This is a genomic window from Campylobacter vulpis, from assembly GCF_014217995.1.
GTDB lineage: Bacteria > Campylobacterota > Campylobacteria > Campylobacterales > Campylobacteraceae > Campylobacter_D > Campylobacter_D vulpis.
In genome coordinates, this window is record NZ_CP041617.1 from 486580 (window position 1) to 505084 (window position 18505).

Sequence of the window (18505 nt, forward strand, 5' to 3'; positions counted from 1 at the left end):
TGATTGTAGCGAAGTTGTTTAAAAAAAGGTTAAATAAGATGAAAAATGAGGGTTATATTTGCATATTTGATTGTGAAAGTGTGCCAGATACCGAGCTTATAAGAAAAAATTTAGGTTTTGAGGGAAGTGATGAGGAGGTAAGCTTACAGGCACTTGCGTGGCAAAAAGAACAAAACGGAAGCGAGTTTTTACCCTTGCCTTTTCATAAAATCATTAGTATTTGTGCGGTGATAGCTGATCATTTTGGTAAATTTATTAAGGTTAATAAGATTGAGGGCGAAGACGAAAAGCAGATGTTAGGAAATTTTTTTGCCTTCATCGAAAAAAGTGAGCCTAAGCTTGTGAGCTTTAATGGGAAAAATTATGATTGCCCTTTGTTTGTTTTAAGAGCTTTAAAATATAACATTAAGGCAGGTGCTTACCTTGACACGCAGGATAAGTGGAATAATTATAAAACACGCTTTTCTGAGCTTAAGCATTGTGATTTGCTTGAAAGTTTGGGGGGACGCCTTAGACTCGATAGTGTTTGTGCTATGGCTGGACTACCGGGAAAATATGATGTAAGTGGGGCTGATGTGATGAGCCTTTATTATCAAAATAAAATGGAAAAAATTCACGAATATTGTGAAAGCGATGTTTTAAACACCTATATGCTTTTTTTAAAATATGAGCTAATTAAGGGAAATTTAGTGGAGGAGGATTATGGGCTTTATTTAAATTTAATGGCAGAATATTTAAGGGAAAAAAAGGCAAATCGTGCCTATGTGCCATATTTTATAAAGGCTTGTGAAGAGGAGTTTTTGAAGTTAAGCATTTAAAGAATTATTATAAAATGCTATAAAGTTTAATAGCAAAGGAAAATAATGAAAATTTTAATCACAGGCGGTGCTGGCTACATCGGCTCTCATACGCTTAGACAATTTTTAAATACCAAGCACGAAATTTGTGTGCTAGATAATCTTAGCAAAGGCTCTAAAATCGCTCTTGAAGATTTAAAGAGTATAAGAGAATTTGACTTTTTTGAGCAAGATTTGAGTGATTTTAAGGGCGTTAAGGACTTGTTTAAGAGAGAAAAATTTGACGCTGTGGTGCATTTTGCAGCAAGTATTGAGGTCTTTGAGAGTATGCAAGATCCTTTAAAATATTATATGAATAATACGACTAATACTTCAAGTCTTATTCAAACTTGTTTAGAAAATGATGTTAATAAATTCATTTTTTCTTCTACGGCTGCGACTTATGGAGAGCCTAAAAGTGCTGTGGTGAGTGAAACAAGTCCTCTTGATCCTATCAATCCTTATGGTAGGTCAAAGTTAATGAGCGAGGAAGTTTTACGCGATGCAAGTAGGGCAAAACCTGAATTTAAACACTGCATTTTGCGTTATTTTAATGTCGCTGGTGCTTGTATGGATTTTAAACTGGGGCAACGCTATCCTAAGGCAACTTTGCTGATTAAAGTGGCGGCGGAAGTGGCTGCTGGAAAAAGGGAGAAGCTTTATATTTTTGGCGATGATTATGAGACTAAAGATGGCACTTGCATTAGGGATTTTATCCATGTTGATGATATTTCAAGTGCTCATTTAGCAGCTCTTGAATATTTAGAGAATAATGAAAGCAATGTGTTTAATGTGGGTTATGGGCACGGCTTTTCAGTTAAAGAAGTTATCGAAGCGATGAAAGAAGTAAGCGGAGTGGATTTTAAAGTCGAATTAGCACCTAGAAGGGCGGGAGATCCCTCTGTTTTAATCTCAAACGCAGAAAAAATTCGCAAACTCACTTCGTGGAAGCCCAAATATGATGATTTAAAATTGATTTGCAAGTCTTCGTATGAGTGGGAAAAGCAGTGCTAAATAAGCTTTTTTTCATACTTTCTAGGGAGGATAAACGCTTTTTATTCTCCCTATTAGTCTTTTCTATATTCATTTCTTTTATAGAAACTTTTGCCATATCTTTGATAATGCCTTTTATCACTTTGGCGAGTAATTTTTCTTATTTCGAAAATAATGCAATCTTGCTAAATATCAAGCAAAGTTTAAATTTAAAAGCCTTTGAAATCATCGTTTATCTAGGGCTTATAATGGTTGCTTTTTATCTTTTAAGAGCTGTGCTAAATGCCTTTTATTTTCATCTTTTAGCACGTTTTTCTAAGGGACGCTACCACGCAATCTCATCAAAAATTTTTGCTAAATTTTTACGCCTTCCTTATGAAAAATTTACCCAAAAAAATCAATCCGCCATTTTAAAAGCGACCACGGGAGAGGTTTTTAATCTCACTACTATGCTTTCCTCATTTTTATTGATGATGAGTGAAATTTTTGTGGTGCTTTTACTTTATGCTTTAATGCTTTTTATTGATTATAAAATTACAATTTTTTTAAGTCTTTTTATGTTTATCAACGCCCTTATTTTAGTCAAAATTTTAAGTCCCATCATTAAAAAAGCAGGTGTTAAAAGAGAAAAGGCGATGAAGAGTTTTTTTGAAACTTTAAATACAAATTTAAATAATTTTAAATTCATAAAGCTCAAAACAAAAGAAGAAAGTATAGCAAGGCTTTTTAAAGAGCAAAGTGAGGCTTTTTCTAAGGCAAATATCACAAATGAAAGCATTAATGCCCTGCCACGCATTTACCTTGAGGCGGTGGGTTTTTGTGTGCTTGTTTTGATTGTGGTGTTTTTAGTTTTTAAGTATGAAAGCGATATTTCACATATTTTGGCGACTATTTCCATTTTTGTTTTGGCGCTTTACCGCTTAATGCCAAGTGCAAATCGCATTATAAGTTCTTATCACGATTTAATTTATTATCGTTCTTCTTTGGATATACTTTTTGACATTTTGCAAGAGAAAGAAGAGCAAAATGAGGCAGAAGATTTAAAATTTACTAAAGAAATACGCCTTGAAAAGCTTAGCTTTCATTATGAAAATAAGCCTATGCTTTTTGAAAATGTCGATTTTACCCTTAAAAAAGGTGAAAAAATAGCCTTTATAGGCGAGAGTGGAAGTGGAAAAAGCACTTTTGTGGATATTTTAAGTTCGCTTTTAAAACCTGTGGAGGGGCAAATTTATGTTGATGAAATCTTGCTTTGTGAAAAAAATATTAAGACTTATCGCAGGAAAATAGGCTATATCCCTCAGCAAATTTATCTTTTTAATGACAGCATAGCTAAAAACATTAGTTTTAATGATGAGGTCGATGAGAATTTACTCAAAGAAGTCTTAAGACAGGCAAATTTGGAGGATTTTATCAAAAGTTTAAAAGAGGGTGTTCATACTAAGGTAGGTGATGGTGGAAGTCATCTAAGTGGAGGACAAAGACAAAGAATAGCCATAGCAAGAGCACTTTATACTAAGCCTGAAATTCTTATCCTAGATGAAGCCACTTCAGCACTTGATAGTGAAAGCGAGGCAAAAATAATGAGCGAAATTTATAAAATTTCACAGGATAAAACTCTCATCATCATCGCACACCGCCTTTCTACCATTAAAAATTGCGATAAAATTTATAGGGTGCAAAATGGGCAAATCACTTTGGAGCAGGGTGTATGAAAATCACTTTCATTATAGCTACTCTTAATTCTGGCGGAGCGGAGAGGGTTTTAGTAACTTTAGCCAACGCCCTTTGTGAGGAACATGAGGTAAAAATCATCAAATTTCACCCAGAACCCTCTTTTTATAAGCTTGAAAATAAAGTGCTTGTTAAGACTCTTCCGCAGTTTAGTTTTCATAATCTTTACCATAAAATCGCAAGTCGCATTAAGAAAATTTTTGCTCTAAGAAAGGCATTAAAAGAAAATGAAAATGATATTTTTATTTCTTTCTTAGATACAACTAACATTGCTTGCATTATTGCTAAAATAGGACTTAAAACGCCTTTGATGATTTGTGAGCATAGTAATGAGGCTTATTTAAAGTCTAAATTTTGGAGGCTTTTAAGAAGGCTTACTTACCCTTACGCACAGGCTTTAAGTGTGCTTGGCTCAAGCGATAAGGTTTTTTATGAAAAATTTGTAAAAAAGGTTGTGGTTTTAAATAATCCTTGTCATTTTTCTTTAAATCACAAAACGCATTTTCAAAAGGAAAATTTGGTGCTTTTTGTGGGGCGTTTGGATAGGAATAAAAATGCTTCGATGTTTATAAAGGCGGTGGCTACTTTAAGGGCTTTTACGCAATACCGCTTTTGTATAGTGGGTGATGGGGAGTTAAGAGAGAATTTGGAAAATGAAGCTAGAGCTTTAAATGCTAGGGTTGAGTTTTTAGGCAAAGTGGAGGATATGGCGGGGCTTTATGAGAGGGCTAAGGTGCTTTGCCTTTGCTCTTTTGTTGAGGGTTTGCCAACCGTTTTGATTGAGAGTTTGTATTTTGATGTGTGTAGAATTTCAAGTGCGTATTATAATGGCGTTAAGGACTTAATAGCTGATGAAAAAGATGGACTAATTGTCCCACAAAATGATGAAAAAGCCCTTGCTTTAGCACTTGAGAGAGTTTTAAATGATGAGGAGTTGAGAAGAAATTTAGTGCAAAATGCAAGAAAAAGGCAAAAAGATTATGAACTTTCTAACATTAAACAACAATGGCTTAAGTTGATAGGAAAGCTTTTATGAAACTTTCTATCATCATCGCCACTTATAATAGGGCAGAACTTTTAAAAAAGGCAGTTAGGAGCGTTTTAAGGCAGGATTTTAAAGAGTATGAAATCATCATTAGCGATGATAATTCAAATGACGGCACAAAAGAGCTTGTAGAGGATTTACAAAAAGAGGATAGTCGCATTAAGTATGTGCTAAATACTCGCTATAAACAAGGTCCTAATGGAAATAAAAATAACGGGCTTGATTATGCAAGTGGCGAATTTATAGGCTTTTTAGATGATGACGATGAAATGCTTGAAGGAACGCTAAGTCTTTTAATGCAAAAAGCAAATGAGGGTTATTCGCATATTTTTGGTAATTGTGTGATAGAAAAAGATGGGATTTTAAGCGAGGAGTTTAGCGGCAAGGGCTTAAATGAAGATTGTGAAGTGAGCAAGAAAGAATTTTTAATGCAAAAATTCCACGGCGAATTTTTAAGCATTTTTAAAAAATCTTTGCTTAAAAATCAGCGTTTTAATGAGGATTTTTATGGTAATGAAGCCACACTTTGGGTGCATTTGTATGATGAAAAGAGCTTTTATATCCATAAGGCTTTACGCATTTACCGCATTAAAAGAGAAGATAGCGTAACCTTGGGTGCACAAAAACACGCCTTTAGGGTATATCTTGGCTATTTAGAACTTGCAAAAATTTTAGAAAATGAACTTAAAAATGATGAGGATTATAGGGCGGTGTGTGCGAATTATTACAAAATGGCGGCGTATTATGCAAAATTTGCAAATGAGTATCAAAAAATGTATGTGTGTTTATTGAAAAGCTTAAGGATTAAGTTTAATGCTCCTGCTTTGATTTTATTATTTTTAAGCATAGTGCCAAGGGGCGTGGTGGCGAATTTATCAAAATTAAGGGTGGCTTTATGCAAAAATTAGCAATTTTTATCTATTCTTTAGGTAGTGGAGGGGCTGAAAGGGTTGTGGCAACCTTAGTTCCGCTTTTAAGACTTTATTTTGAAGTGCATCTTGTTTTGATGAATGAGAAAATTTCTTATGATATAGAGGATTGTCATTTGCATTTTTTAGAAAAATCAAGCCCCAATGAAAATGCTTTGTTAAAATTCATCAAATTACCTTTTTTAGCCTTAAAATATAAAAAGCTTTGTGAGAATTTGGGTATAGATACAGAATTTGTCTTTTTAAATCGCCCTAATTATATCGCTTTAATGGCGCGTTTGTTTGGCTCTAAAACGCGTTTGGTTATTAATGAATGCACCACGCCTAGTGTGATGTATGCGAAAAATAATTTCAACGCTTTGGCAAATAAGCTTTTAATTAAGTTTTTATATCCTAAGGCGGATTTGATTTTACCCAATTCTAAGGGGAATAGAGAGGATTTAATCAGCCATTTTAACATAGCTTTGGAAAAATGCGAATTGCTTTATAATGCTGTGGATTTAGAGGCTATTGAATTAAAAATGAAAGAAGAAATTTCACTTAAAGAACCTTTTATCTTAAGCGTGGGGAGACTTGATAAGGGGAAAAATCACGCTCTTTTAATCCGTGCCTTTTCTAAACTTAAGACAAATTTAAAACTTGTGATTTTGGGTGAGGGCGTTTTAAGGGAGGAGCTTGAAAGTCTTGTTTTGGAGCTTGGTTTAGAAGATAGGGTTTTGTTACTGGGTTTTGATAATAATCCTTACAAATATATGGCAAAATGTGAATTTTTCGCTTTTGCTTCCGTATTTGAGGGCTTTTCTAATGTGCTAATTGAGGCTTTAGCTTGCGGTTGTGCTGTGGTTTGCACCGAGCATCAAAGTGGGGCTTTAGAGCTTTTTGGGCGTGATGAATTTGGACTTTTGGTTGAGGTGGGTAGTGAAAATTCTATGTTGCAAGGCTTAAAAACGATGCTAGAAAATGACACATTAAGAACAGCTTATAAAAAAAAGGCTAAAATGAGAGCTTTAGAATTTGATAAGGTCAAAATCGCAAGAGTGGCTTTAAAATACTTAATGGGGACAAAATGAAAAATGAGGCTGTGAAAAATGCGAATTTGAGGCTAGTATTTTTTATTTTACTAGCTTTTGGTTTTAGTGTTTTATGTCGCTTTTATTGGATTTATTGGGCGAGTGATTTTAACGAGTATTTTTTTAATAATCAGCTTATGATAAGCTCAAATGACGGCTACACTTTCGCAGAGGGTGCTAGAGATAAGATAGCGGGCTTTCATCAAGAAAATGATTTAAGCTTTATCAATTCCTCTCTTTCTATCTTAACTTATGTGCTTTATAAAATCACGCCTTTTAGTTTTGAAAGCATTATTTTATATATGAGTGTATTTTTTTCTTCGCTTATAGTTGTGCCTTTGATTTTAATTGCTAATGAGCTTAAACGCCCTTTAATGGGACTTTTTGCGGCATTTTTAGCAAGCATTGCAAAAAGTTATTATAATCGCACGATGGCAGGTTATTATGATACAGATATGTTAGCCATTGTGCTTCCTATGTTTATTTTATATTTTTTCATCAGGCTTATTTTAAGAAAAGATGACATTTCTCTACTTGCTTTGCCATTTTTTATGGGGCTTTATCTTTGGTGGTATCCCTCAAGCTATACTTTAAATGTCGCTTTTATCGCACTTTTTGTGCTTTTTGTTTTTGTATTTTATAGAAAAGAAAGATCTTTTTATATAGCTGCACTTTTATGTGCCATTACTCTTTCAAATATTGCTTGGTTTTATCAAAGTGCTACCATTGTCTTACTTTTTGCCTTTTTTATGCTGAAAAACTCATTGTTTAATTTTAAATTTATCGTGCTTTTGGCTTTGGGAGTTTTGATTTTTTTAGCTTTTAGTGGGGGGATTGACCCTATTTTGTATCAGCTTAAATTTTATCTTTTAAGAAGTGATGAGAGTGCAAGTTTAGCGCGTGGTTTTGCGTATTTTAATGTAAATTTAACCATACAAGAGGTTGAAAGTATTGATTTGAGCACTTTTATGCAAAGAATTAGCGGAAGTGAGCTTGTGTTTTTACTTTCTTTTTTTGGCTTTTTATGGCTTTTAAAAAAGCATAAGGTAATGCTTTTAACCCTACCTATGCTTTTACTTGGCTTTTTAGCACTTAGGGGAGGGCTTAGATTTACGATTTATGCTGTGCCTATTATGGCACTTGGTTTTGGTTTTTTAAGCGTTCAACTTTTAAGCTTAATCCAAAAAATGCGTCCTTTAAAAGAGGCTAGAAAATTAAGAATATTCTTTTACGCAGTATTTCCGCTTTTTGTGCTTTTGCTTGGGGTTTATTTTTATCTTAGTCAAAGTGCTATTTATGAGAGTATGGGAGTGGAATTTCAAAAGAGCTTTGTGAGCTTTTTTATAGAGGATAGTTTGCTTTTTTCTTTGCTAATTTTAATGATTTTTACACCTTTGGTTTTCGAGCTTTTGTGGAGAAAAAAGGATATTCGCTTTGTATGTAGCTTTTATATTATGGGGGTTTTGCTTTTTTCTTTATGGGCGAATTTAAGTCATATTTATAATTATAGAGCACACACGGTTTTTAGTTATAACGAAGCGGCAATTTTAGATAGTCTTAAAGATAGAGTTTCTAGGGAGGATTATGTGGTAGCGTGGTGGGATTATGGTTATCCTATTCGCTATTATAGTGATGTAAAGACCTTAGCTGATGGGGGTAAGCATTTGGGTAAGGATAATTTTTTCCCTTCTTTTGTGCTAAGTCAAAATCCACGCGCAGCGGCAAATATGGCAAGACTTAGTGTAGAATACACAGAAAAAGGTTTTAAAACACCTTATAACGACCTTTTGGAAGCGATGATGAAAGATTATAATTTTAATAATGTGAATTTATTTTTAGCTGCACTTGCTAAAAGGGATTTTGAGATACAAACGCCTAAAACTAGGGATATTTACATTTATATGCCAGCTCGTATGGCGGCGATTTTTGGCACGGTGGCGAGTTTTTCTCATATGAGTTTAGAAACGGGTGAGCTTGAAAATCCTTTTGTTTATAGTGTGGCGTATTATTTGGGAAATGAGGACGGCAAACTTGTCTTAAGTAATAATATGCTCCTTCATAGCGATTTTAGAAGTTTTGATCTTAATGGCAAGAATTATGCTATTAATTCTTTAGTGGAATTTACTTCGGTGCAGCAAAAATATTATAGCGTAGTGGAGATTGATAAAAATGCGAAATATTATCTCTTTCACATCAAAGACGCTAATATCCCTAATGTGCAGTTTATTTTAATGGATAAGGCGATGTATGAGAGTGCTTTCGTGCAAATGTTTTTCTTTGGTAAATATGATGAAAGTTTGTATGAATTAATTGTGGATAGTAAAGAAGCAAAGGTGTATAAATTAAAATTATGAGAGTAGGATTTTTAAGCCACGCGGGTGCGAGTGTGTATCATTTTAGAGCACCCATTATTAAAGCTTTAAAGGCTAGGGGTGATGAGGTGTTTATCTTAGTGCCAAATGATGAATATGCTAAGAGGCTTGAAGAGCTTGAATGTCCCATTATTTTTTATGAGTTAAAACGCTCAAGCCTTAATCCTTTTGTGGTGATAAAAAATTTCTTACACCTTAAAAAAGTTCTTCAAAGTTTGAATTTAGAGCTTTTGCAAACAAGTGCACACAAAAGTAATACCTTTGGAATTTTCGCTGCATATTTTGCTAAAATCCCTCATAAATTCGCACTTGTTGAGGGGCTTGGCTCTTTTTACATCGATACGAGTTTTAAAAGTGCTTTGGTGCGTTTAAATATTAATTTTCTTTATAAATTAGCCTTTAAATGTGCGAATAAATTTATCTTTGTCAATGAAAGCAATGCTAAATTTATGAGAGATTTAGGCTTAAAAGAGGAAAAAATTTGCGTGATTAAGTCCGTTGGCATTAATCTTAAAAAATTTTTTCCCTTGCCTATCTCAAAAGAGCAAAAACACGCCTTTTTAAACACGCACAAAATGCCTGATAAACCCATAGTTTTGATGATAGCTAGAGCCTTGTGGCATAAGGGCGTGAGAGAATTTTATGAAGTGGCAGAGCTTTTAAAAGAAAGAGCAAATTTCATCTTTGTAGGAGGAAGAGATGATAATATCTCCTGTGCGAGTTTGGAATTTCTTAAAAATAAAGCGGTGTTTTACTTGGGTGCTAGGGGCGATGTGGTTGATTTAATAAGGCTTTGCGATGTGTTTGTTTTGCCAAGCTATAAAGAGGGCTTTCCTGTTACCATTATGGAGGCTAAGGCTTGTGCTAAGGCTTGTGTGGTGAGTGATTGCGAGGGGTGCGTGGAGGCTATTTCTAATGCTTATGATGGACTTTGGGCTAAAACAGCTGATGTGAAAGATTTGGCAGAAAAAATTAACCTGCTTTTAGATGATGAAAAATTAAGAGCAAATTTGGCACAAAATGCCGCTAAAGAGGCTTTAAAATACGATGAAAATGAGATAGCTAGGAAGTATTTAAAACTTTATGATGAAAGTGTAAAAAATGTATGAAAATGTGATAAAAAGGGCGTTTGATTTTGTTTTGGCTTTGGTGCTTTTACTGCTTTTTTTACCTGTGATTTTGCTGACAGCCTTATTTCTTAAAATCACACAAAAAAGCGTGATTTTCACGCAGCTTAGACCGGGAAAAGATGAAAAGCCCTTTGTGATTTATAAATTTAAAACAATGAGCGATGAAAGAGATGAAAAAGGCGAACTTTTACCTGATGAGTTGCGTTTAAAGTCTTTTGGTAAGCTTGTAAGAAGCCTTAGTTTAGATGAGCTTTTGCAACTTTTTAATGTGCTAAAGGGTGATATGAGTTTTGTGGGACCTAGACCTTTGTTAATGGAGTATCTAAACCTTTATAATGCAAGGCAAAAATTAAGACATAGGGTAAGACCGGGTATCACGGGCTGGGCACAGGTGAATGGGCGTAATAATATCTCTTGGGAGAGGAAATTTGAGCTTGATGTATATTATGTCGAGCATATTTCCTTTTTTTTAGATTTGAAAATTCTTTGTTTAACTGCCTTTAAGGTGCTAAAACGAAGCGGAGTGAGTAAAGAGGGACAAGCCACAACGGAGAAATTTAATGGAAAGAACTAAAAAAATTTATATTTATGGAGCAGGCGGACACGGGCTTGTGTGTGCAGATGTCGCTTTTGATGTGGGTTATGAGGAAGTGATATTTTTGGACGATTATAAGGGCTTGGCATTTAACAAAGAGCTTGAGAACTTTGACATTTTTATTGCCATAGGCACAAATGAAATTCGTGAAAAAATCTTTCAAAAGGTCGAGCAATGTGGCTTTAATATAGTAAATTTAATTCACAAAAGTGCTATCATTAGTCAAAGTGCGAAGATAGCAAAAAGTGGGGTTTTGGTTATGCCTAAAGTTGTGGTTAATGCTGGAGCTAGTGTGGGGAAGGGCGTGATTTTAAATACGGCTTGTGTGATTGAGCATGAGTGTGAGATAGGGGATTTTTCTCATATTAGTGTGGGGGCAAAGTGTGCGGGAAATGTTAAGGTAGGAAAATTCTGTTTGATGGGGATAAATTCTGCCATTTTGCCAAATTTAAGCTTGTGTGATGAGAGCATTTTAGGAGGAGGAGCGCTTTTGACTAAAGATGCGAAAGAAAAGGGCATTTATGTGGGTGTTCCTGCGAGGAAAAATTAATGCGAGGGTTTTTCTTTGTAATTTTGAGTTTAAATTTAGCGTTTGGTGCAGATTTTATCACGCCAAAAGAATATGCAAAAATGCTTTATGAAAATCCAAGAGGCATTAGTTGTAAAAAATGCCACGGAGCTGAAGGCAAGGGGCAAATTTTGGGTTATTACACGCATAAGGATAAAAAAAAGGCTTATGAAATTCCTAATATTCAAAATTTAAGTTTCGAGCGTTTTAAGGAGGCTTTAACTAAGGAGCAAGATGTTAAGTCTATAATGCCAACTTATTCATTAACCAACGATGAGATAAATGCTTTATATAATTATATTAAACAAGTTAGCAAGGAGAAATGATGACAAACAAAGCAGCATTTAAAGAGGCTTTAGACTTTATAGCAGGTGGGGTGAATTCGCCTGTGAGGGCTTTTGCGAGTGTGGGGGGTGAGCCTTGTTTTATCGCGGAGGGTAAGGGTGCTTACATCAAGGACATAGAGGGAAAGCGTTATATAGATTTCGTGCAAAGCTGGGGACCCTTGCTGTTTGGACATTGCGATAAGGACATAATAAAAGCTTGTAAAAAGTCTCTTAAAAAAGGCACAAGCTTTGGAGCGCCGACTTTGAGTGAAAGTGTTTTGGCTAAACTTGTGCTTGAAAACTTTTCGCATTTAGATAAAATCCGTTTTGTAAATAGTGGCACAGAGGCGACAATGAGTGCGATTCGCCTAGCACGTGGTTTTACAAAAAGAGAGAAAATTCTTAAATTTGAGGGTTGTTATCACGGACATAGCGATTCTTTACTTGTGAGTGCGGGAAGTGGGGCAGCGACTTTTAATGCTCCTAGTTCTTTGGGTGTTTTAAATGAAGTCGCTAAACAAACCTTAGTTGCAAAATATAATGATATAGGGAGCGTGAAAGAGCTTTTTGAAAAGCATAAAGAGGAAATTGCCTGTGTGATTATTGAGCCTATCGCTGGTAATATGGGGCTTGTTTTAGGGGAGCAGGAATTTTTAGAAGAACTTGCTAGGCTTTGTAAGCAAAATGGCACTTTGTTGATTTTTGATGAGGTTATGAGTGGCTTTAGAGCTTCGTTTTTAGGCTCTTTTGGGATAAATAAAATTAAAGCCGATATTGTAACCTTTGGTAAGGTTATAGGTGGGGGCTTACCTGCGGCAGCTTTTGCGGCAAGGGCCGAGATAATGGACATTTTAAGCCCTTTAGGAGGTGTGTATCAAGCAGGAACTTTAAGTGGCAATCCTTTGGCAATGGCAGCTGGCATAGCTAGCATTTCAAAAGCGAAAAAGGACAAGGAGCTTTATAAAAGACTGGCAAGACTTGCTAAAATTTTAACGCAAGGCTTAAGTGAGTTGGCAAAGGAAAGAGGAGTGCCTTTTAGTGCGACTTTTGTGGGGTCGATGTTTGGCTATTTTTTTACAGAAAATCCTGTCAAAAATTATCAAGATGCTTTAAGGTCAAATTTAAAGCTTTTTGCTAAGTTTCATCAAAATATGCTAAAGCAAGGAATTTATTTAGTCCCTTCGCAGTTTGAAACAGGTTTTATCTGCGACAAAATGAATGAGAAGATGATGATAAAAACCCTAGAAGCCGCTAGAAAGAGTTTTAAAGCCCTATGAGAAAAGTTTTTATTCGCAAGGGCTTAGAGGCAGCTGATGGTTTAAGTCTTGGCATTTCTATGGTTGTAGCGGTTTTGCTAGGCGTTGGGCTTGGTTTTTTACTGAAAAATATCACGCCCTGGCTGTTTTGGGTGGGTGTTTTTATCGGCGTAGCTGCGGCGATTTTAAATGTTTATAAGGCTTATAAGGCACAGATTAAAAGCTATGAGGAATTTGAAAAACGCGACACTTTGATACAAGAAAGCCTTAAAAAAGAGTGAAAATGACTCAAAAAAAGACTCTTTTTTTAGTCCTTTGTATTTTTAATGCGTTTTTTTTATTTGCTTTTTTTATTTTTAAAGACTTAAATTTGGCTTTAATTTTAAGCTACGAAATGGCTTTTTTTAGCACTTTGCTTGTGATTTTAAGCTCTTATTTGCATTATAAAAAAAATATTTTAGCTAGAAGTTTGAAATATGATTTTAAGCCTAAGGCACTTTTTATTAAAAAAATTCCAAAAAATTCCAAAATTATAAATTTTAAACACTACAATGACGATTTAGTGATAAAATTTAAAGATAAATTTAAAAATTTTTCTTTGTTTTTTTCTTTATTTAAGCTTTTAGCTTATGGAATTTTGGTGGGTGGATTTTTGTTTTTACAAAGGCAAAATTTACTTTTTATAGCTGGATATTTGGGCGGAATTTCTGCCTTTTTGATGGGAATTTTTGCGTATATGTTGTGTGTGAAAAATGAGTAGTGCAAAAAGAATTATTAAGTCAATGACAGCCCTTTTTTTTGGTATGGGTTTTTTATTCGCCGGAAATGCTTTAATTATAAGCTCCATAGGCGTGATTTTAAAGCATAATGGTGCAAGTTCTTTTGCTGTGGGCATTGTGAGTGCTTGTTTTTTTATAGGGGCGATGTGCGGGACGATTTTTTCGCAAAAAATCATTTCACGCATAGGACATATCCGTTCTTTTGGGCTTTTTGGGGCTATTTTTGGCATTTCTGCGATGCTACATAGCTTAAGTGAAAATTTGATATTTTGGGCATTTTTACGCTTTTTGATAGGAATTTGTTATTATAGTTTGCTAATGATTATAGAATCATGGCTTAATGAAAAGGCTAAAAATGCCGTTAGGTCGCGTATTTTAGCCTTTTATGAGCTTGTTTTTTATCTTTCTTTTGGAGTGGGGATTTTAATCATTGCTTTTGATTTAGACCCTCACGCTGTTTTTATCATTTCGGCGGCTTTGATTTTATTTTCTTCTTTGCCGCTTAATTTAATTAAAATTAAGGAGCCACTTTTGCCAAAAGCGAGTGAGGTTTCTATCCCTAAGGTTTTTGATATTGCTCCTTTGGCGATTATGACGAGTTTTGTTGCAGGACTTTTAATTAATGGCTTTTTTTCTATGGCATCTTTGTTTATACTGCTTCAAAATTATGATGCTAAGGTTGTTTCTTATTTTATGTTTTGTGCCATTATGGGAGGATTTATCGCACAAATGTTCATCGGTGTGATTAGTGATAAGATGGGGCGTAAAATCGCCATTATGCTTTGTGCTAGTATAGGCTTTGCGACTATGCTTTGCTATGCTTTTTTCACATTACATCTTTATTTGCAATATGTCCTTGCCATTTTTTTAGGTATGGGAATTTTTTGCCTTTACGCCTTGGCTTTGGCAAGAGCTAATGATATGTTGCAAGATAAGGGTAGGGCGGTAGAGCTTGGTAGGGGGGTGCTTTTTTGCTATTCTTTAGGCTCTTTGCTTGCTCCACTTATTTTGGGTGTTTTGATGGAGTATTATGGTTTTAGGGGTTTTGTGTGGTTTTATGTTATTTTACTTGGGACATTAATTCTTTTTGCACTTAATAAGCCAAATATTTTAAATAAGAAATTTAAGAAAAATCTTGGTAATGCGGTGATTTTTAATGATTAATACAAAATTAAGTTCGCAAGTTGCCACGCAAAGAACGGATATAAAAAACGATTTAAAATTAGACAAAGAAAAATTAAGTCCAAATGAGCTTTTAACGCAAAATTTAAGACAAAAATTAGGACTTAGTAAGCAAATGCCTCCGCCCAGTGAGGCTTTACAAAAATTCGCACAAAATGAGCTTAATCAAAAATTACAAGAAATCGTTAATAAATTATTAAATCAAATCAACGCTCACAAAAATCCAAATTCACCCATTTTAAAACAGGCAAATTTGCTTAATTTCGCTCCAAATTTTATTAATGAATTAAAACTTTTAAGCAAGGAACTTAGTAAAAATGAGAATTTTGCTCCCTTGCTTAATAAGATAGAATTGCTTTTAAAGCCAGCAAGTGAAATAAAGGCTAAGGACCTTGCTCCTCTTCTTAAGAATTCAGGTGTTTTTTTTGAAGCTAAACTTAAAAATGCTTTAAATGAAGAGCTTTTGCCGAAGAGTTTTTATCAGCTTATTAATACTATAAAGTCTTTAAGTAGTGAAAAAATTGCCACGCAAATAGCCACTTTGGCGGATAAGAATTTGAGTGCTAAAGATTCTCTTAAGGAGTTAGCCAATGTTATTATTCAAAACAAAAATGAAAATAAAATCATTGTCAATCATAGCACCTTTAAGCCTTTACTTGAGCTTTCTCAAAAATTAGAAAATTTTAAAAAATACATTAATAAAAATCCCCAGTTAGCAGAAAATAAGATGAATTTTTTAGCACAAAATTTCGCAAAGGAATTAGCCAAAGTGAAAGATGATTTTGTAAAAATTTTATCTAAACCTGAAAATTTACTCATTAAAGATCCTATCCTTTTAAAACAGGCTATGCAAAGCTTTGAAAAATTACAAAATCATTTGGATAAAATTATTCAAAAAGCAGAAACTGGCGTTAAGCTAGAGAGCGAAGATTTACTAAAGCAGCTATTAGAAAGTCAAGATGAAATTTTGAATACAAAAGAGGAATTAATAAAGCAAGATGAGCCAGAAGAACAAATAAAAGAACACAAAGAGAAATTAAAAAACGAAATTGAAAATGAAAAAGAAAAAATTGAAAATGAAAAAGAAGTTGAGAGAGAATTTGAAGAAGAAAGTGTGCAAAAAGAAGATTTTAGCAAAGATGAAAAGCTAGAAAATGCAGAGGAAAATGTGGGGGAAAATTTAGAAAAAGACACGGAAAAAAACGCAGAAAATTTAGATAAAGAAGTCATCAAAAGGCAAACTGATGCTAAGGAAGATCCTAAGGAGCCAATTAAAGAGAGGGCAAAAGAGACATTAAAAGAGCAGGTAAAGGAGCATTCTAAAGAAACTTTAAAAGAGGGGATTAAACATCACGAAGAAAAGCCCTTAAATACTCAAGCAAGAGAAAGCATTTTTAAACAGCAAGAATTTAGCAAAGAGGTGTTTAAAAATCTAGCCTTTAAAGTCCCACAAGGACAGAATTTAGAAGGGCTTGAAAGCTTGAGTAAGGATATTACAAGCTTAAATAGAAAAATCAATGAAAATTTAAAGCAGCTTGACCCCTTAGCACAAAATGCAAAGCTGAATTTAAATGAGCTTAAGGGTTTGGAAAATAAATTAATCGGTGCGGTTAAAGACTTGCAAAACATTAAGCTTAAAAGTGTGCAAGATGTAAGCTATGAAATTCAAAACGATGTGAAATCAACCCTCCTTCAAGTGGCAAGTCAAGCTAAAGCCGAGAATAATGATGCGATTTACAATCAGGCAAACCGCCTCTTAGCACAAATTGAGATGAATCAATTAATGTCCTTGGCAAATGACTCTATCAATACCTATTTACCCTTTTCGTGGGAGGATTTAAATGAATCTAAAATCATTTTTAGACGCGGAAAAAAGGATAAATTTTTCGCACAAATTAAGCTTGAATTTGCAAAGTTGGGCGATTTAGAAATTCTTGTTTCTTTAAATAATGAAAAATATATTGATATTAATATAATGGCGGAAAATAAAGAATTTAGAAAAATGATTTATGAAAATGCTCACGAATTAAAAAGAAATATCAATAAAGCTGGGCTTTTAAGCTCGAATTTTTTTGTGGGAGACATTATCCGCTCTCATTTTGACCCAAGGGATTTAAAAAATTATGATTTGCAAATGGGTATGGATAAAAAGGTATGAGTAAGATTAAAAAATCTATTAAAAAAGCCGTAGCGCTTGGCTATCAAAGGGAGAAAAAGGAGTCTGCTCCTAAGGTTTTAGCAAGTGGTAAGGGTGAGAGTGCGGCTAAAATTATATCCCTTGCTAAAGAACACGGTGTGCCGATTAAAGAAGATGAGGATTTGATAGAAATTTTAAGTAAGCTTGATTTAGGCGATGAGATACCGCCAAATATGTATAAGGCTGTGGCGGAGGTTTTTGCCTTTATTTATCAAATGGCAAATAAAACCCTGCCGCAAAAATAGCTAACAAAGATATTTTTTATAAAAAATATGCCAGTAAAGCCCTGCAAAAATGAATACTATGCCAAGTAAGGCTGTGATATTCATAAGGCTCATTTTAGCTTCAAATAAAAAGCCCATAAATTGCGAGATAAAAGCCGAAAAGGCTAAAAATACCATGTCTGTATAAGCTAAAACGCGTCCGTAAAATTTCTCATCGCAGTGCTTTTGTATGGTAGTATAAGTATAAGACCAAAGTGAGGTTGTGAAAAAACCAGCCCCGATAAGCCCTATGAAACTGATATAAAAATTAAATTGCGTCAAAGCCCAAAGTAAAATTCCAAGTCCTTGCCCTACATATAAAAAACTAATGACACTATCTTTTAAAAAGCGACTTAAAATAAAAGGTCCTACAATTAAAGAGAGAGCACGAACGGCGTTTAAAAAACCCATAACAAGCCCTGCGGATAGAATTTCTTTATATTCGTGCTGTGCTAGAAGTGTTACTAAGGTTTCATAAGCTGTAAATCCTATAAAAGCATGAAGTATGATAAGATGAAGAATGGTTTTGTTGTTTAAAACATAGCAAAAGCCTTCTTTTATCATAGCAAAAAAATGCCCCTCGACTTTTTGCACGAAATTTGGCAAAGAAAGTTTAAATAAAATGAGTATGCCTATAAGCAGTAAAAAAGTGTCAAATAAAAAGGCAGCCTTAACACCGAAAAAATGGATAAAAAATCCCGCTCCAGCCATACCAAGCGTATAAGAAACCGACCAGTTGATGCTGTAAATTTCATTAGCAAGTTTCAAATCCTCTGCATTTAAAAGCCTTGCCATAAGGCTCATTTCAGCTTGTCCATAAATCATAGCCACGCAAAGCCTTGCAAAAATGAGCGTAAATAAAAGCCAAAGGTCATTTAAGCTTGTTACAAAAATAAGTAAAAAAACAGAAATAAGCTCTATGCTAACCGTGCTAATAAGGAGTGTTTTGGGTTTATTTTTTTCTACAATGACTCCATTAAAAGGTGCAAAAAGCACTCCGGGTAAAAAGGCTAACATCGCACTAGTAGCGGTTACCCAAGTGGGGGCATTGAGCTGAACTAAGAGAGTAAAAACGCCTATTTGTGAAAATAAAGCACCAAAATAGACGATAAACTGGGCTATGGCTAAGATGCGAATGTTTTGATTGGTTTTTAATAAGATTAAATGTTTCATTGCGAAATTGTAGCAAAAATTCATAGAATTTAGTTGGAAAAAGCGGTAAGATTTGTC

The 18505-nt window shown here is 34.3% G+C and carries 18 protein-coding genes; 17 read left to right on the plus strand and 1 reads right to left on the minus strand.

From position 1 onward, the window contains the following. The first annotated feature begins 38 nt into the window (after window positions 1-38). The 17 genes from CVULP_RS02485 to CVULP_RS02565 are packed head-to-tail and all read left to right on the plus strand — an operon-like array spanning window position 39 to window position 17257. A complete protein-coding gene (locus tag CVULP_RS02485; protein WP_099461000.1) occupies window positions 39-818 on the plus strand; it encodes a 3'-5' exonuclease in 780 nt (259 codons plus the stop codon). Between the two features lie 45 nt (window positions 819-863). Next, on the plus strand, window positions 864-1850 hold the full coding sequence (gene galE, locus CVULP_RS02490; RefSeq protein ID WP_099507416.1) for a UDP-glucose 4-epimerase GalE: 987 nt from the start codon (window positions 864-866) through the stop codon (window positions 1848-1850). Then, on the plus strand, window positions 1844-3544 hold the full coding sequence (gene pglK / locus CVULP_RS02495) for a BC-type lipopolysaccharide transporter PglK (RefSeq protein WP_099507417.1): 1701 nt from the start codon (window positions 1844-1846) through the stop codon (window positions 3542-3544). The genes galE and pglK overlap by 7 nt, the downstream gene beginning before the upstream one ends. Beyond that, the gene (pglH, locus tag CVULP_RS02500; RefSeq protein WP_099507418.1) at window positions 3541-4599 is read left to right on the plus strand and encodes a GalNAc-alpha-(1->4)-GalNAc-alpha-(1->3)-diNAcBac-PP-undecaprenol alpha-1,4-N-acetyl-D-galactosaminyltransferase; all 1059 of its coding nucleotides are present in this window, start codon (window positions 3541-3543) and stop codon (window positions 4597-4599) included. The genes pglK and pglH overlap by 4 nt, the downstream gene beginning before the upstream one ends. After that, complete coding sequence (pglI, locus tag CVULP_RS02505; protein WP_099507419.1) at window positions 4596-5516, plus strand: GalNAc(5)-diNAcBac-PP-undecaprenol beta-1,3-glucosyltransferase; 921 nt, start codon at window positions 4596-4598, stop codon at window positions 5514-5516. The genes pglH and pglI overlap by 4 nt, the downstream gene beginning before the upstream one ends. Then, window positions 5504-6607: an N-acetylgalactosamine-N,N'-diacetylbacillosaminyl-diphospho-undecaprenol 4-alpha-N-acetylgalactosaminyltransferase gene (gene pglJ, locus CVULP_RS02510; RefSeq protein ID WP_099507420.1), complete on the plus strand. Its 1104-nt coding sequence runs from the start codon at window positions 5504-5506 to the stop codon at window positions 6605-6607. Before pglI ends, pglJ begins: the two co-directional genes overlap by 13 nt. After that, on the plus strand, window positions 6604-8961 hold the full coding sequence (locus tag CVULP_RS02515; RefSeq protein ID WP_099507421.1) for an STT3 domain-containing protein: 2358 nt from the start codon (window positions 6604-6606) through the stop codon (window positions 8959-8961). Before pglJ ends, CVULP_RS02515 begins: the two co-directional genes overlap by 4 nt. Further along, complete coding sequence (gene pglA / locus CVULP_RS02520) at window positions 8958-10088, plus strand: N,N'-diacetylbacillosaminyl-diphospho-undecaprenol alpha-1,3-N-acetylgalactosaminyltransferase (RefSeq protein WP_099461007.1); 1131 nt, start codon at window positions 8958-8960, stop codon at window positions 10086-10088. Before CVULP_RS02515 ends, pglA begins: the two co-directional genes overlap by 4 nt. Next, on the plus strand, window positions 10081-10683 hold the full coding sequence (gene pglC / locus CVULP_RS02525) for an undecaprenyl phosphate N,N'-diacetylbacillosamine 1-phosphate transferase (RefSeq protein WP_099461008.1): 603 nt from the start codon (window positions 10081-10083) through the stop codon (window positions 10681-10683). Before pglA ends, pglC begins: the two co-directional genes overlap by 8 nt. Next, window positions 10670-11254, plus strand: a complete 585-nt coding sequence (gene pglD / locus CVULP_RS02530) for a UDP-N-acetylbacillosamine N-acetyltransferase (RefSeq protein ID WP_099507422.1) — start codon at window positions 10670-10672, stop codon at window positions 11252-11254. The genes pglC and pglD overlap by 14 nt, the downstream gene beginning before the upstream one ends. After that, window positions 11254-11598 carry a c-type cytochrome gene (locus CVULP_RS02535; RefSeq protein WP_099461010.1) on the plus strand — a complete coding sequence of 115 codons (345 nt, stop codon included), beginning with the start codon at window positions 11254-11256 and terminating at the stop codon, window positions 11596-11598. Before pglD ends, CVULP_RS02535 begins: the two co-directional genes overlap by 1 nt. Continuing rightward, a complete protein-coding gene (gene hemL / locus CVULP_RS02540; protein WP_099507423.1) occupies window positions 11598-12875 on the plus strand; it encodes a glutamate-1-semialdehyde 2,1-aminomutase in 1278 nt (425 codons plus the stop codon). Before CVULP_RS02535 ends, hemL begins: the two co-directional genes overlap by 1 nt. Further along, window positions 12872-13135 carry an AtpZ/AtpI family protein gene (locus CVULP_RS02545; protein WP_099461012.1) on the plus strand — a complete coding sequence of 88 codons (264 nt, stop codon included), beginning with the start codon at window positions 12872-12874 and terminating at the stop codon, window positions 13133-13135. Before hemL ends, CVULP_RS02545 begins: the two co-directional genes overlap by 4 nt. A 2-nt stretch (window positions 13136-13137) precedes the next feature. Next, window positions 13138-13614 (plus strand): hypothetical protein, encoded by a 477-nt coding sequence (locus tag CVULP_RS02550; protein ID WP_099507424.1) that lies wholly within the window; start codon window positions 13138-13140, stop codon window positions 13612-13614. Beyond that, on the plus strand, window positions 13607-14797 hold the full coding sequence (locus CVULP_RS02555) for an MFS transporter (protein ID WP_099507425.1): 1191 nt from the start codon (window positions 13607-13609) through the stop codon (window positions 14795-14797). Before CVULP_RS02550 ends, CVULP_RS02555 begins: the two co-directional genes overlap by 8 nt. Further along, the gene (locus CVULP_RS02560; protein ID WP_099507426.1) at window positions 14790-16973 is read left to right on the plus strand and encodes a flagellar hook-length control protein FliK; all 2184 of its coding nucleotides are present in this window, start codon (window positions 14790-14792) and stop codon (window positions 16971-16973) included. The genes CVULP_RS02555 and CVULP_RS02560 overlap by 8 nt, the downstream gene beginning before the upstream one ends. Continuing rightward, window positions 16970-17257 (plus strand): FlhB-like flagellar biosynthesis protein, encoded by a 288-nt coding sequence (locus CVULP_RS02565; protein ID WP_099461016.1) that lies wholly within the window; start codon window positions 16970-16972, stop codon window positions 17255-17257. The genes CVULP_RS02560 and CVULP_RS02565 overlap by 4 nt, the downstream gene beginning before the upstream one ends. On the opposite strand, the gene CVULP_RS02570 is transcribed toward CVULP_RS02565, so the two are convergent. Then, window positions 17258-18448 carry an MFS transporter gene (locus tag CVULP_RS02570; RefSeq protein WP_099461017.1) on the minus strand — a complete coding sequence of 397 codons (1191 nt, stop codon included), beginning with the start codon at window positions 18446-18448 and terminating at the stop codon, window positions 17258-17260. Between the last annotated feature and the right edge of the window lie 57 nt (window positions 18449-18505).